This window comes from Mesorhizobium sp. B2-3-6 (genome assembly GCF_006442305.1).
In the GTDB taxonomy this organism is placed as follows: Bacteria; Pseudomonadota; Alphaproteobacteria; order Rhizobiales; family Rhizobiaceae; genus Mesorhizobium.
In genome coordinates this window covers 194,725-208,659 of record NZ_VFVW01000005.1, presented here as the reverse complement: position 1 = coordinate 208,659, position 13,935 = coordinate 194,725, and the positions used below count along the sequence as shown (strand labels likewise).

The 13,935-nt window shown below is 64.7% G+C and carries 11 protein-coding genes; 8 read left to right on the top strand and 3 right to left on the bottom strand.

The window, feature by feature from the left end; translation table 11 throughout:
* Positions 1-25 precede the first annotated feature (25 nt).
* The 8 genes from recR (at position 26) to FJ953_RS16945 (ending at position 8,148) form a co-directional block, all read left to right on the top strand.
* Positions 26-631, top strand: coding sequence for a recombination mediator RecR (recR, locus tag FJ953_RS16985; RefSeq protein ID WP_140624840.1), 606 nt, complete (start codon positions 26-28; stop codon positions 629-631).
* Positions 632-828: 197 nt separating this feature from the next.
* The gene (locus FJ953_RS16975) at positions 829-2,106 is read left to right on the top strand and encodes a lytic murein transglycosylase (RefSeq protein ID WP_140496857.1); all 1,278 of its coding nucleotides are present in this window, start codon (positions 829-831) and stop codon (positions 2,104-2,106) included.
* Positions 2,107-2,359: 253 nt separating this feature from the next.
* Positions 2,360-4,003 carry an ABC transporter substrate-binding protein gene (locus tag FJ953_RS16970; RefSeq protein WP_140496855.1) on the top strand — a complete coding sequence of 548 codons (1,644 nt, stop codon included), beginning with the start codon at positions 2,360-2,362 and terminating at the stop codon, positions 4,001-4,003.
* A gap of 9 nt (positions 4,004-4,012) precedes the next feature.
* Positions 4,013-5,080, top strand: a complete 1,068-nt coding sequence (locus FJ953_RS16965) for an ABC transporter permease (RefSeq protein ID WP_140496853.1) — start codon at positions 4,013-4,015, stop codon at positions 5,078-5,080.
* 196 nt (positions 5,081-5,276) lie between these two features.
* The gene (gene nikC / locus FJ953_RS16960; protein WP_140496850.1) at positions 5,277-6,203 is read left to right on the top strand and encodes a nickel transporter permease; all 927 of its coding nucleotides are present in this window, start codon (positions 5,277-5,279) and stop codon (positions 6,201-6,203) included.
* Positions 6,200-7,045, top strand: a complete 846-nt coding sequence (locus FJ953_RS16955; RefSeq protein WP_140624839.1) for an ABC transporter ATP-binding protein — start codon at positions 6,200-6,202, stop codon at positions 7,043-7,045. Before nikC ends, FJ953_RS16955 begins: the two co-directional genes overlap by 4 nt.
* Entirely contained in the window at positions 7,042-7,791 is a 750-nt protein-coding gene (locus tag FJ953_RS16950; protein ID WP_140624838.1) for an ABC transporter ATP-binding protein, read from the top strand. Before FJ953_RS16955 ends, FJ953_RS16950 begins: the two co-directional genes overlap by 4 nt.
* Before the next feature lie 39 nt (positions 7,792-7,830).
* Entirely contained in the window at positions 7,831-8,148 is a 318-nt protein-coding gene (locus FJ953_RS16945) for a hypothetical protein (RefSeq protein ID WP_140624837.1), read from the top strand.
* Between the two features lie 12 nt (positions 8,149-8,160).
* Here the strand turns inward: FJ953_RS16945 and FJ953_RS16940 are convergent, their stop codons facing one another.
* From FJ953_RS16940 to FJ953_RS16930, 3 genes are read right to left on the bottom strand one after another with little or no spacing between them, the layout of a single operon-like run.
* Positions 8,161-11,259 (bottom strand): efflux RND transporter permease subunit, encoded by a 3,099-nt coding sequence (locus tag FJ953_RS16940; protein WP_140624836.1) that lies wholly within the window; start codon positions 11,257-11,259, stop codon positions 8,161-8,163.
* Entirely contained in the window at positions 11,256-12,335 is a 1,080-nt protein-coding gene (locus tag FJ953_RS16935; protein WP_140523837.1) for an efflux RND transporter periplasmic adaptor subunit, read from the bottom strand. Before FJ953_RS16935 ends, FJ953_RS16940 begins: the two co-directional genes overlap by 4 nt.
* Positions 12,332-13,471 (bottom strand): efflux RND transporter periplasmic adaptor subunit, encoded by a 1,140-nt coding sequence (locus tag FJ953_RS16930; RefSeq protein ID WP_140523840.1) that lies wholly within the window; start codon positions 13,469-13,471, stop codon positions 12,332-12,334. The genes FJ953_RS16935 and FJ953_RS16930 overlap by 4 nt, the downstream gene beginning before the upstream one ends.
* Between the last annotated feature and the right edge of the window lie 464 nt (positions 13,472-13,935).

Sequence of the window (13,935 nt, the reverse complement as noted above, 5' to 3'; positions counted from 1 at the left end):
CGCGGAATTGCTCTAGATCAGGGCAATGTCCAAGCGAATCGCGGGTCCCGAGATCGAACGCCTGATCCAACTCCTGGCCAAAGTGCCGGGGCTTGGTCCTCGTTCGGCCAGGCGCGCCGCGCTGCATTTGATCAAGAAGAAGGAACAGCTGCTGTCGCCGCTCGCCGCCGCCATGCGCGAGGCGGCCGACAAGGTGCGCATTTGCTCCACCTGCGGCAATGTCGACACGTCCGACCCCTGCATGATCTGCACCGATCCGCGCCGTGACGCCGGCACGCTGATCGTCGTCGAGGACGTCTCTGATCTGTGGGCGCTGGAGCGGGCGGCGGCGATGAACGTGCGCTACCACGTGCTGGGCGGCACGCTGTCGCCGCTCGACGGCATCGGCCCCGATCAGCTCAACATCCGCTCATTGGTCGACCGCGTCGCCGGCGGCGAGGTCAAGGAGATCATCCTGGCCGTCAATGCCACGGTGGAGGGCCAGACCACGGCCCACTACCTGACCGATCAATTGCACGGTTTCGAGGTGAAGATAACGCGGCTGGCGCATGGCGTGCCGGTCGGGGGCGAACTCGACTATCTCGACGAAGGCACGCTGGCGGCAGCGCTGCGCTCCAGGACGGCGTTTTGACGCGATTGCGGGGAAGGATGCTTGTCACGGTGATCCCGCATCCTCAAAAGTTGGCGTTCCGTGGCGCCCCCCTCTGTCCTGCCGGACATCTCCCCCTCAAGGGGGGAGATTGGCAATTTCGCAGCCGGCATCTCCTTTTCAACGGCGGTGTTTGGCGAAGGCAGAGACAACGGTCGATCTCCCCCCTTGTGGGGGAGATGGCCGGCAGGCCAGAGGGGGGCGCCAAGGAACGCGGCCTCCGCAAGTTCTGCTTTGCGTTTTTCCTGGCGATACTGGCTGCACTGTTCCTCTCCACCTCCGCCTCGGCCGCCAAGATCGACGACCAGTTCCGCGCCTGGCTCCGGAGCGATCTGTGGCCTGACGCCAAGGCCAAGCGCATTTCCAAGCAGACCTTCGATGCCGCTTTCGACGGTGTCAAACCCAATCTCAAGCTGCCCGATCTTGTCATGCCCGGCGAGAAGCCGAAGACGCCGCAGAAGCAGCATCAGGCCGAGTTCGGCTCGCCCGGCGCCTATTTCGCCGAGAAGACCATCCGCGCGGTCACATCGGGCGGGCGGACGCGCGCGGCGGCCAACGCCAGGACGCTCGCCGCGATCGAAAAGCGCTATGGCGTGCCGGGCGAGGTCCTTTTGGCGATCTGGGGTCGCGAAACAGGGTTCGGCGCGGCGAAGATGCCTTACGACGCCTTCGAGGTGCTCGGCACCAAGGCGTTCATGTCGACGAGGAAGGACTTCTTCCGCACCGAGCTGCTGGCGGCGCTCGAGATCGTCCAGCGCGGATTGGCCCCGGTGGATGCGATGAAATCGTCCTGGGCCGGCGCGCTCGGCCAGCCGCAATTCATGCCGACATCGTTCCTCAAGCATGCGGTGGATTTCGATGGCGACGGGCGTGTCGACATCTGGAGCTCGACGCCTGACGTGCTCGCCTCGATCGCCAACTATCTCGTCCATTATGGCTGGGTGAGGGGACGTGGCTGGGGCTTCGAGGTGACCGTGCCCGAGAGCGTCTCCTGCTCGCTCGAAGGCCCCGACCAGGGCAAGACAATCTCGCAATGGGCCGCAATGGGCATCAAGCGTGTCGGCGGCAAGGCATTCCCGGCGAGCGAGCTGAAGGCCGAGGGCTTCCTGCTGATGCCGGCCGGCCGCAGCGGCCCGGCCTTCATCGCCACGCCCAATTTCTACGTGCTGAAGCAATACAACACCAGCGACCTCTATGCCCTCTTCATCGGCCATGGCGCCGACCGCATCGCCCATGGCGATGCGAATTTTTCCGGCAGCTGGGGTGCGGTCGGTGACCTCCACCGCTCCGACATCGCCGCCCTGCAGCGGGCGCTGGAGGCCAAGGGCTACGATGTCGGCAGCGCCGACGGGCTGCCCGGCTTCAAGACCCGCCGCTCGATCGGTGCCTGGCAGGAAAAGAACGGCAAGCCCGCCACCTGCTTCCCCGATGCCGGCCTGGTCGCTGCTCTGAAGTAACTCCCACGTCAGGGTTTTTTCTCGAACGCTGGCCTCTGTTGGCCTTCGCATGCTCCGGCTCGTCCGCCTGCCACTATGATCCAGTGAGCCGACGCATAAATGCTCGTTGCTCGCCGCGAGGCCGCCGGATATGCTGTTGACCAACTGGACAAAAACCACGACGGTAAGTGGTCAAAGGGGGCCCTTGTCGGCCTGGAAAAACACCGCAACCCTGAGCCGGGAACTCAGGTCAACAAAACAGGGAACAATCACCATGATGATGGAAAAGCTTGCTCTACGATCCCGCATTCTGCTTGCGGGTGCCGCAATGTCGGCGCTGCTTCTGGCGGGAGCGCCGGCTGGCGCGGTCACGCCAGCCGACACGCTGGTCGAAGGCTTCGCCATCGATGACATCATCTCCATGGATCCGGGCGAGGCATTCGAGCTGTCGACCGCCGAGGTCACCGGCAACACCTATGACCTGCTGGTCCGGCTCGACCTCAGCGACACCTCCAAGGTCAAGGGCGACCTCGCCGAAAGCTGGACCGTCTCGGACGATGGCCTGACCTACACGTTCAAGCTCAAGCCCGGCCTGAAATTCGCCTCGGGCAACCCGATCACCGCGGCCGACGTCGCTTATTCGTTCGAACGCGCCGTCAAGCTGGACAAGAGCCCGGCCTTCATCATCGACCAGTTCGGGATCAGCGGCGACAATGTCGCCGAAAAAGCCAAGGCGGTCGATGACACCACCTTCCAGTTCATCGTCGACAAGGCCTATGCGCCGAGCTTCGTGTTGAACTGCCTGTCGGCCACCGTCGCCTCGGTCGTCGACGCCAAGCTGGTCAAGGAACATGTCGCGGCGGTCACGCCGAGCGCCGACTACAAATGGGACAATGATTTCGGCAATGCCTGGCTGAAGACCGGCTATGCCGGCTCGGGCGTCTACAAGCTGCGTGAGTGGCGCGCCAACGAGGCCGTCGTGCTCGAACGGAACGACAATTACTACGGCGAAAAGGCCAAGCTTGCTCGCGTCATCTACCGCAACATGAAGGAAAGCTCGGCACAGCGCCTGGCGCTTGAGGCCGGCGACATCGACGTCGCCCGCAATCTTGAGCCAAACGACCTCGACGCCATTGCCAAGAACGCCGACCTCACCACAACCAGTGCGCCGAAGGGCACTGTCTACTACATCAGCCTCAACCAAAAGAACCAGAACCTCGCCAAGCCCGAAGTCCGCCAGGCCTTCAAATATCTGGTCGACTATGACGCGCTGAGCTCGACCATCCTCAAGGGCATCGGTGAAATCCACCAGACTTTCCTGCCCAAGGGCGTGCTCGGAGAACTGGACAAGAACCCGTTCAAGCTCGACGTCGCCAAGGCCAAGGAACTGCTGGCCAAGGCAGGCCTGCCCGACGGCTTCAGCGTGACCATGGATGTGCGCACCGGCCAGCCGACAACCGGCATGGCGGAATCGATCCAGCAGACGCTCGGCCAGGCCGGTATCAAGCTGGAGATCATTCCCGGCGACGGCAAGCAGACGTTGACCAAGTACCGCGCCCGCAACCACGACATCTATATCGGTCAGTGGGGCCAGGACTATTTCGATCCGAACTCCAATGCCCAGACCTTTGCCTCGAACCCGGACAATTCGGATGAGGGCAAGTCCAAGACGCTGGCCTGGCGCAACGCCTGGGATATTCCGGACCTGACCAAGCAAACCGAAGCCGCTTTGCTGGAGAAGGATTCGGGCAAGCGCGCCGACATGTACAAGGATCTGCAGCAGAAGATCCTCGATACCAGTCCCTTCGTCATCATCCATCAGCAGCTGGAAGTCGCCGGGTTGCGCAAGAACCTCAAGGGTTTCGCGCTCGGCCCGAGCTTCGACACCAATTTCGTTGGGCCGGTTTCCAAGGAATAGCGCCGGCGGATGAGCGTAGCTGAAAATCAGGCGGCGGCAGGGCGCGGCAGCGCCCGTGCCGTCGCCATTTTCTCATCGATCGGCCGCTTCCTGGTGATCGCGATCACGACCTATCTCGGTCTGCTCGCGGTGACCTTTTTCATTGGCCGCGTCATCCCCATCGACCCGGTGTTGGCCGTGCTCGGCGACCGGGCGCCGGCCAATGTCGTGGAACGCACGCGCCGCGAGATGGGTCTCGACCTGCCGCTGGTCGAGCAGTTCTATATTTATGTCAAAAATGCCCTCAATGGTGATTTCGGCACCTCGGTGCTGACCACCAATCCGGTCATGACCGACATCCGCCGCGCCCTTCCGGCAACGACGGAACTGGCGACGTTGGGGACACTGATCGGCGCGCTGTTCGGCGTGCCGCTGGGTGTGCTGGCTGCCGTCAGGCGCGGCAGCCTCATCGACCAGGTCGTCCGTGTCATCGGCCTGATCGGCTATTCCGTGCCGATCTTCTGGCTTGGCCTGCTCGGGCTCGTCCTGTTCTACGCCAAGCTGCAATGGGTGGCTTTCCCGGCGCGGCTCGACGTCGTCTACGAATACACCTTCACGCCGATCACTGGCTTCTACCTTCTCGACTCGGCGATGCAGGGGCAGTGGGATGTCTTCTGGGACGCGTTCCGCCACATCATCCTGCCGGCCTCGCTGCTCGGCTATTTCTCGCTCGCCTATATCAGCCGCATGACGCGCTCCTTCATGCTCAACGAACTCACCCAGGAATACATCGTCGCCGCGCGCGCCAAGGGCCTGTCGGAAACCCGCATCATCTGGGCTCATGCATTGCGCAATGCCGCCGTGCCGATGGTGACAGTGATCGCGCTCTCCTATGCCGGGCTGCTGGAAGGCTCGGTGTTGACCGAGACGGTCTTCTCCTGGCCTGGCATCGGCCTCTACATCACCAATTCGCTGCAGAATGCCGACATGAACGCGGTGCTCGGCGGCACCATCGTCATCGGCTCGGTGTTCATAGCCATCAATCTCCTGTCCGACCTGCTTTACCGCGTGCTCGACCCGAGGACGAAGGTAAGATGAGCAGAGGAATCCCACTTTCGGCCTCGGCTGCCGCCAATCGCCCCTATTCCGGCCCTTCGGGCCACATCTCCTCTTGCCCGGGGGAGAGGAAGAGCCGGTCGCACGCCTGGCGCCTTTCCTCTCCCCCGTCGAACGGGGCAGAGTTGGTCTGCGAAGCAGACCGGAGTGGGGGTCGACAGCGCCAAGAGGCATCGTCATGACCGCCTCCGACGCCGCCCCCCTCTCCCGCCGCGACTGGCTGCTCAGCGAGCGGCCGGCCTCGCGCATGCAGGCGAGGCTCGGCCGCGCCTATGTCGCGTGGCGGCGTTTCTCCGCCAATCGGCTGGCCTTTCTCGGCCTGCTCATCATCATCGCGCTGCTGGTCATTGCCGCCCTTGCCGGGGTGCTGGCGCCTTATTCGCCGACTTTCGGCGATCTGAAGAATGCGCGCCTGCTGGCGCCAAGCGCCGAGCACTGGTTCGGCACCGACGATCTCGGCCGCGATATCCTCTCGCGCATTCTCTACGGCTCGCGCTGGACGCTGTACGTCGTCATCCTGGTCGCCATCATCGCCGCCCCCATCGGCCTCGTGGTCGGCACCGTCGCCGGCTATGCCGGCGGCTGGACCGATGCCATACTGATGCGCATCACCGACATCTTCCTCGCTTTCCCCAAGCTGATCCTGGCGCTGGCCTTTGTCGCGGCCCTCGGCCCCGGCATCGAGAACGCGGTGCTCGCCATCGCCATCACCTCCTGGCCGCCCTATGCCCGCATCGCGCGTGCCGAAACGCTGACTGTGCGCAATTCCGATTACATCAAGGCGGTGGAGCTGATGGGCGCCTCGCCCTTCCGCATCGTGCTGCGCCACATCATGCCGCTCTGCATCTCCTCGCTGATCATCCGCGTGACGCTCGACATGGCCGGCATCATCCTCACCGCCGCCGGCCTCGGGTTCCTCGGCCTCGGCGCGCAGCCGCCGCTGCCCGAATGGGGCACGATGATCGCTTCGGGCCGCCGCTTCGTGCTCGACCAATGGTGGGTGGCCGGCGCGCCTGGCTTCGCCATCCTGATCGTCAGCCTCGGCTTCAACCTGCTTGGCGACGGCCTGCGCGACGCGCTCGACCCCCGGAGCGGCGACCAATGAACGCTGACAGCAAGACGCTGCTCGAAGTCGACGATCTGCGCGTCACCTTCCCGACGCGCACCGGGCTGATCGAGGCCGTGCGCGGCGTCTCTTTCTCGCTCGACCGCGAAAGGCTGGGCATTGTCGGCGAGAGCGGCTCGGGCAAGTCGCAGACCGGCCGTGCCATCATGGGGCTGACGCCGCCCCAGGCGCGGATATCAGCCAATAAATTGGCCTTCGACGGCATCGACCTGCTCGGCGTCTCGGCGCGCGAGCGCCGCGCGCTGCGGGGCAATCGCATCGCCATGATCCTGCAGGATCCGAAATATTCGCTCGACCCGGTGATGAGCATCGGCCGCCAGATCGTCGAGACGCTGCGCACGCATGAGAAGGTCTCCAAGGCCGAGGCGCGGGAGCGCGCGCTGGCCATGCTGGAGGCGGTGCAGATCCGCGACCCCCGGCGTGTCTTCGACCTGCATCCGCACGAGGTCTCCGGCGGCATGGGCCAGCGCGCCATGATCGCCATGATGCTGATCGCCGGGCCGGAAATGATGATCGCCGACGAGCCGACCTCGGCGCTCGACGTCACCGTGCAACTCGACGTGCTCGGCATTCTCGACCGGCTGGTCGGCGAGCGCGGCATGGGGCTGATCTTCATCTCGCACGATCTGCGCCTGGTCTCGTCCTTTTGCGACCGCGTCATCGTCATGTATGCCGGCAAGGTGGTGGAGCAGCTCAAGGCCTCCGAACTCGGTCGCGCCCAGCATCCCTACACGCGCGGCCTGCTCAACTGCATGCCCAAGATCGGCGCCGATCGTCACCCGTTGCCGGTGCTCGACCGCAAGCCGGAGTGGGCGGCATGACATCAGCAATCGCCGTCGACGGGCTGGAGGTCATCTTCGACCGCTTTCGCGCACTGAAGGGTGTCAGCCTGGACGTGCAGCCGGGCGAATCCTTCGGCCTGGTCGGTGAATCCGGCTCCGGCAAATCGACGCTGCTCAGGGCGATCGCCGGCCTTGCGCCGGTCGCTTCGGGCAGCATCGTGGTCAACGGCAAGAAGCTCGGCGCGCGCCGCGACAAGGCCTTTTACCGCGAAGTGCAGATGGTGTTCCAGGATCCGTACGGTTCGCTGCACCCGCGCCAGACCATCGACCGCCTGCTGCAGGAGCCGCTCGCCATCCATGGTTTTGGCGACGGGGAAAAGCGCATCCAGCGGGCGCTCGACGAGGTCGGTCTCGGCAACGGCTTCCGCTTCCGCTACTCGCATCAATTGTCGGGCGGCCAGCGCCAGCGCGTGGCGATCGCGCGCGCGCTCATCCTCGAACCGTCGGTCCTGCTGCTCGACGAGCCGACCTCGGCGCTGGATGCCTCCGTGCAGGCCGAGGTGCTCAACCTGCTCGAGGAGGTCCGCCGGCGGCGCAAGCTCACCTTCCTGATGGTCAGCCACGACCTCGCCATCATCACCCATATGTGCGAGCGCCTGATGGTGATGCAAAGCGGCGAGGCGGTGGAGAATTTGACGGCGGGTGACTTGGTCGAGCGGCGCGTGACGAAGGATTACACGCGCAATCTCTTGCGGGCCAGCGACGGGTTTGTGAGAGCTATCTGAATTCGCTTGTCTTGCGAACCGATCGTCTTAGGGGACCTCATGAAGGAATGGCAGTTTGCAGATCCTCCTAACGTCGCGGTGTTTTTGGACAGGGGCATAGTAACCCCGGGCGACTGGATCGCATATGTCTCGCATGACGATGACGACGGGAGTTGGCAATTCCACAACAGCGAAACCGGACCTGTTGAAGAAGGCGACATAATGATCGTGAGCCTGCAAAGCGTTTTGCAGCGGGATGAAAGCATCCAAATCTTGGCCGACTTGCCGGAAGGCTGGCATGCCTGGCGCAGCTCAAAATCGTCACCTTGGCAGCGGGCAAAATCGCGCCCCACACCCACCAACGACGACAACGAATGACTCGGCAATGTCTCAGGTCTGAGCTTGCACCGGTTCGCCGCTCTCCAGAGCGGGCGGCTCATCCCGACGCTTCGGCTCCTTGATCCTGAACCACGTCACATAAAGCGCCGGCAGGAACAGCAGCGTGATCGCAGTACCCGCGATGATGCCGCCCATCATCGCGTAGGCCATCGGTCCCCAGAACACTTCGCGCGCGATCGGGATCAGCGCCAGGCTGGCGGCGGCGGCCGTCAGCGCGATCGGCCGCATCCGGTGTTCCGTCGCTTCGATGACAGCGGCCCAACGGTCCTTGCCCTCCGCGACAAGGTCCTCGATCTGCACGATCAGGATGACCGAGTTGCGGATCAGGATGCCGATCAGGGCAAGCACGCCGAGGATGGCGACGAAGCCGAGCGGCGCGCCGCTCGGCACCAGGGCCGCCACCACGCCGATCAACCCGAGCGGCGCCACCGCAACGACCAGGAACAGGCGCTGGAAGCTCTGCAGTTGGACCATCAGGATGGTTGCCATCACAAACAGCATCAGCGGCACGACGGCCGCTATCGGCCCCTGGCTCTTGGCGCTTTCCTCGACGGAGCCGGCGGTCTCGACGGAATAGCCCGGCGGCAGCTTGGCGATGAAGCCATCGACCGATGGCTTCAGTTCGTTGACCACTGTTGCCGGCAGAACGTCGCCGACCAGGCCGGCCCGCACGGTGATGGTCGGGATGCGGTCGCGCCGCCATACCGTCGGTTGTTCGAGCTCGTAGCGGAAGTTGGCCACCGCCGCGAGCGGGATGGCCTCGCCGGTGCTGGTCGGCAGCTGCATGTTCTGCAAAGTCTCGATCGAGCCGCGTTCGGCCTCGCGCGAGCGCGCCACCACGTTGATCAGGTAGGTGGCGTCACGCACTTGCGTGATGGTGGCGCCGCCGACGGTGCTGTTGAGCGCGCTGGCGATGTCGGAGGAGGTGATGCCGAGCTGCCGCGCCTTGTCCTGCAGCACGTCGACCCTGAGCACGCGCTGCGGCTCGTTCCAGTCGAAGGTCGGCGCGGCGAGTTTGGGATTGGCTGAAATCACGCCGGCGAATTGCTGCGCCAGCGAGCGCACCGTCTGGATGTCGGGCCCGCCGACGCGGTACTGCACGGGGCGGCCGACAGGCGGTCCGAGTTCGAGCAGCTTCACGAAGGCGTCGGTACCGACGAATTCCTCGCGCAGCAGCTTTTCCAGCGCCGGCTTCACCCGGTTGCGCGCCTCGATGCTCTTGGTGACGATCACCGTCTGGCCGAAATAGGGATTGGCCGGTTGCACGTCATAGGCGAGCACGAAGCGCACCGCGCCCTGGCCGATATAGGACGAGAAATGGTCGATGTCGGGATTGCCGACCAGCGCCCGCTGCTCGAACCGCTCCATCTGCTCGCGCGTGTCGGCGATCGAGGAATTCTGCGGCAGGTTCCAGTCGACGATCAGCTCCGGCCGGTCCGATGGCGGGAAGAACTGCTGCTGCACCAGGCCGAAGCCGGCGATCGAGGCGGCAAACAACAGCACCGTGGCGATGATGGTCAGCCAGTGATGGCGCACCGAGCCGACAAGGGCACGCCGGAACAGCGAGGTGAAGCGGCCCGGCTGGTCGTGATGCTTCGTCTTCATCGCCGCCGGCAGGATGGTGACGCCGAGCAGCGGCGCGAACAGCACCGCCACGATCCACGACACCAGCAGCGACACGGCGATGACCACGAACAGGGTGAAGGTGTATTCGCCGGCGGCGCTGTTGTTGAGGCCGATCGGAATGAAGCCCGCGACGGTCACCAGCGTGCCGGTCAGCATCGGAAAGGCGGTCGATGTGTAGACATAGGTCGCCGCCTTGCGCAGGCTATCACCGACCTCCAGCCGCGCCACCATCATCTCGACCGCGATCATCGCGTCGTCGACCAGAAGCCCGAGCGCGATGATCAGCGCACCGAGCGAGATGCGCTGCAGCGAGATGCCGAGATAGGACATGACCGTAAAGGTGATGGCCAGCACCAGCGGGATCGACAGCGCCACGACGAAGCCGGCGCGCATGCCGAGACTGATGAAGGACACGGCCAGCACGATGGCCACCGCCTCGAACAAGGCGCGCGTGAAGCCCGAGACCGCTTCCTCGACGATGACCGGCTGGTCGGCGACCAGATGCACGCCGACGCCGACCGGCAGGTCTGCCAGCACCTTGTTCATCGCCTCATGCAGCGCCTCGCCGAATTTGAGCAGATTGGCGTTGGGCTTCATGCCGATGGCGAGCCCGATCGCGTCCTGGCCGTTGAAGCGGAACAGTGCCGTTGGCGGATCGGCATAGCCGCGCGTGATCGTCGCCACGTCGCTCAGCCGGAAGAAGCGGTCGTTGACGCGAAGATTGATGGCGCGAAGGCTCTCTTCGGAGGTGAACTGGCCGCCGACCCGCACGCTGATGCGTTCCGGGCCGGACTGGATGACGCCGGACGGGGTGATCGCGTTCTGCGCCTGCAGGCTTGCCACGATCGCCTGTTGGTTGAGGCCGAGGGCCGCGATCTGGCGGGTCGAGAATTCGAGATAGATCGCCTCGTCCTGGGCACCGACCAGGTCCACCTTGCCGGCATTCGGCACGGTCAGGATTTTTGTCCTGACATCCTCGACATAGTCGCGCAGCTGGCGCGGCGTCAGCCCGTCCGACGTAAAGGCGTAGATGTTGCCGTAGACGTCGCCGAAACGGTCGTTGAAGAACGGTCCCTGGACGCCTTGCGGGAACTGCGCCTTGATATCGTTGACCATGTTGCGCACCTGAATCCAGTTCGGCACGACGTCGCGCGCCTTGGTGGTGTCCTTCAGGTTGACGAAGATGACGGTCTGGCCGGCTGTGGTGACGGATTTGGTGTAGTCGAGGCTGTCGAGTTCCTCGAGCTTCTTCTCGATGCGGTCGGTCACCTGCTGCACCGTCTCCTTGACCGAAGCGCCGGGCCAATTGGCCTGGATGATCATGGTCTTGATGGTGAAGGCGGGGTCTTCCTCGCGGCCGAGGTTGAGGTAGGAGAAGATGCCGGCCGCAACGAAGACCAGCATGAAATACCAGACCATCGAGCGGTGGTTGAGCGCCCAGTCGGAGAGGTTGAAGCCCTTCATGAGGCCCCTCCCGCGGGCAGTTTGACCTTCTGGCCTTCGGTCAGGCTGTGGACGCCGGCGGTGACGACGCGCATTCCCGCTTCCAGCCCCTGAGCCACCGTGAAGGTTCCGCCGTTCCTGGAGGCAACCTTGATCTCGCGCGTGCTCACGCTCGATGTCTGCGCATCGACGATCCACACCCTGTCGGAGCCGTTCCTCTGGAAGAGCGCCGACAGCGGCAGTTCGATCGTCGGCTCCACCGTGGTCATGCGCGTTGCGGTCACGGTCGAGCCGAGCCGGAAGGCCTGCGGCGGATCGGTAAGCGTCAGCCGCACGCGCCGCGTGCGCGTCGAGCCCTCGGCCTGCGGCGCGATCTCGCGCAGCTTGGCCTCGGTCCGGATCGTCGGCAGCGATTGCAGGATGACCTGGAACGGCGTGCCGGCCGTGAGATCGCCGGTCAACTGGTCTGGAATATCGACCACCGCTTCGCGCGGGTCCGAGCGCGCCACGGTGACGACCGTCTGGCCGGGGGAGACCGTCTGGCCGACCTCGGCGCCGACAGCCGTGACGACGCCGTCGAAATCCGAGAACAGCCTGGCATAGCCGAGCTGCTCCTGCGATTTGGCCAGCGAGGCCTTGGCCCGCTCGACACTGGCCTCGGCCGCCTTCCTCGCCTGCTGCGCGGCATCGAACACGGCTTGCGTGGTGTTGGCGGTGGCAAGCAATTGGCGCTGGCGCTCCTCGCTGGCGGCGGCGTTGGCAAACTGTGCCTCGGCATTGGAGAGCTCGGCCTTGGCCGCCTGGACGGACAGCTCCAAGGCGGTCGGGTCCAGTGCCGCGATCGTCGTGCCCTTGCTGACGATGTCGCCGACATTGACGTCGCGGGACACGACCCGGCCGAGCAGGCGAAAGGCGAGATCGGCGCTGACCTGCGGCTCGACCGATCCGGCGAAGCCGAAGACCTGCGTGGTGCGCGGCTCGACCACCACCGACAGCACCGGCCGGATGATCTCCGGCGGCTTCTCCTCCGATTTCGAGCAGGCGGCGAGCGCGCCAAGCGCTATCACGCCAAGCAGGAGGCGCGGCAGCCGGCTCATTGGCCCGCTCCCGATATCTCGATTTTCTGACCCGCACTGAGCAGCTGTCCGCCCGCGGTGACGACGCTTTGGCCCTCCTCCAATCCCCTGGCGATGACGACGGTGCCGGAATTGAAAGCCAGCACCTCGACCGGTGCCATCGTCACCGTACCGGTCGAGGGATCGACGATCCAGACCGCCGGCTTGCCGGCGCTGGACGTCAATGCCTGCCAGGGCAGCAGGATCGCCTTGGCCGGTTTGGCGCCGACCGAGCCGATGACGGCCGCGCCCAGCGGCATGCCGGCGGGCGTATCGGCAATGCCGACCTTGACCCGGATCGAGCCCGACGCCGGATCGACCGCCGGGGAGATTTCGCGCACCTTGCCCGTTGCCCTGATCTGCGGGTCGGACAGAAGCGTAATCGTCACCGCCGGCGAGGTCGGCGTCCTGGCGACCAACGTCTCCTGGACGTTGAACACCGCGTCGCGGTCGCCGTCCTCGGCGACGGTGAAGACGGTCTGCGCAGCCTGCACCACCTGGCCGGTTTCGACTTGGCGGGCGGTGATGACGCCCGCGGCGCCAGCCTTGAGTTCGGTGAAGGACAGGTTCTGCTTGGCATTGGCGAGCGCGCTCTGCGCCGCGTCGAGGCTGCCTTGCGCCACCTTCAATGCCTGATCGGCGGCGTCATAGTCGCGCCTGGTGGTGTAACCCTGGGCAAGCAGCGTCTTTTGCCGCTCGAAGGCGGCGGCGGACTGGGTCAACTGCGCTTGCGCCGCGTCGAGATCGGCCTGCGCCGAGCGCAAATCGGATTCCTGCTCCTGCGGGTCGATGCGGGCAAGCACCGCGCCCTTGTCGACATGCTGGCCGACATCGGCAAGCCGTTCGGCGACGCGGCCGCCGACCCGGAACGACAGATTATTCAGCGTACGCGCCGCGATCACCCCGGTCAGCGCGGTTCTCGGCGCATAGTCGGCCATCGCCACGGTCTCGGTGCGCACCATGATCGGCAGCTTTTTCTCGGCCGCTTCCTGTTTCTGGCAGCCGGCCAAAAGCAGGACGGCCGTGCAAGTGAAAAGCGCTACGCCGATGGAAAAAGTCGAAAAATTGGAAGGTTTGACCGATGGCGGCGAGACGGACGATGTCGCGTTCCTGCTCATGGGCTCCCTCAGCCGCAGGCCGCTCGCCGATCGCGATGCCTCGCGGATCCCGGCACGATAGTCGATCTCCCGAAAAAGGAAACCGGACTCGTACCCGTGTCAGGCATCCGACTCGGGTTTGCAAAGGCCTGACGACGGCCAGTCCCGGCCGGGCAGCTTTTCGTGATAGGAATTTTTTCCTTGACGAGGTGAAGGCAACTATGATAGATATTTGGATATGGTGCTGAGTTGCGCCAGGGACCCGCCGCACAGGCGGGTTTTTCCGTTCAATGATCCTCAACAGCGCGCCGCGAAGGCTCCGAACCCGTTAACGCAGTCCGTTGCCCTGGTTACGGATATCGCCGGCTGGTCAGGCGCGCTACCTCAGGCCCAATCGCCTGCCGGCGGTGCCGACTTGAGGAAAGCATGAAATAAGCCCAGAAGACATCTGATCAAGCAGAACGGGCGCCGGCCCTATGAGGGAC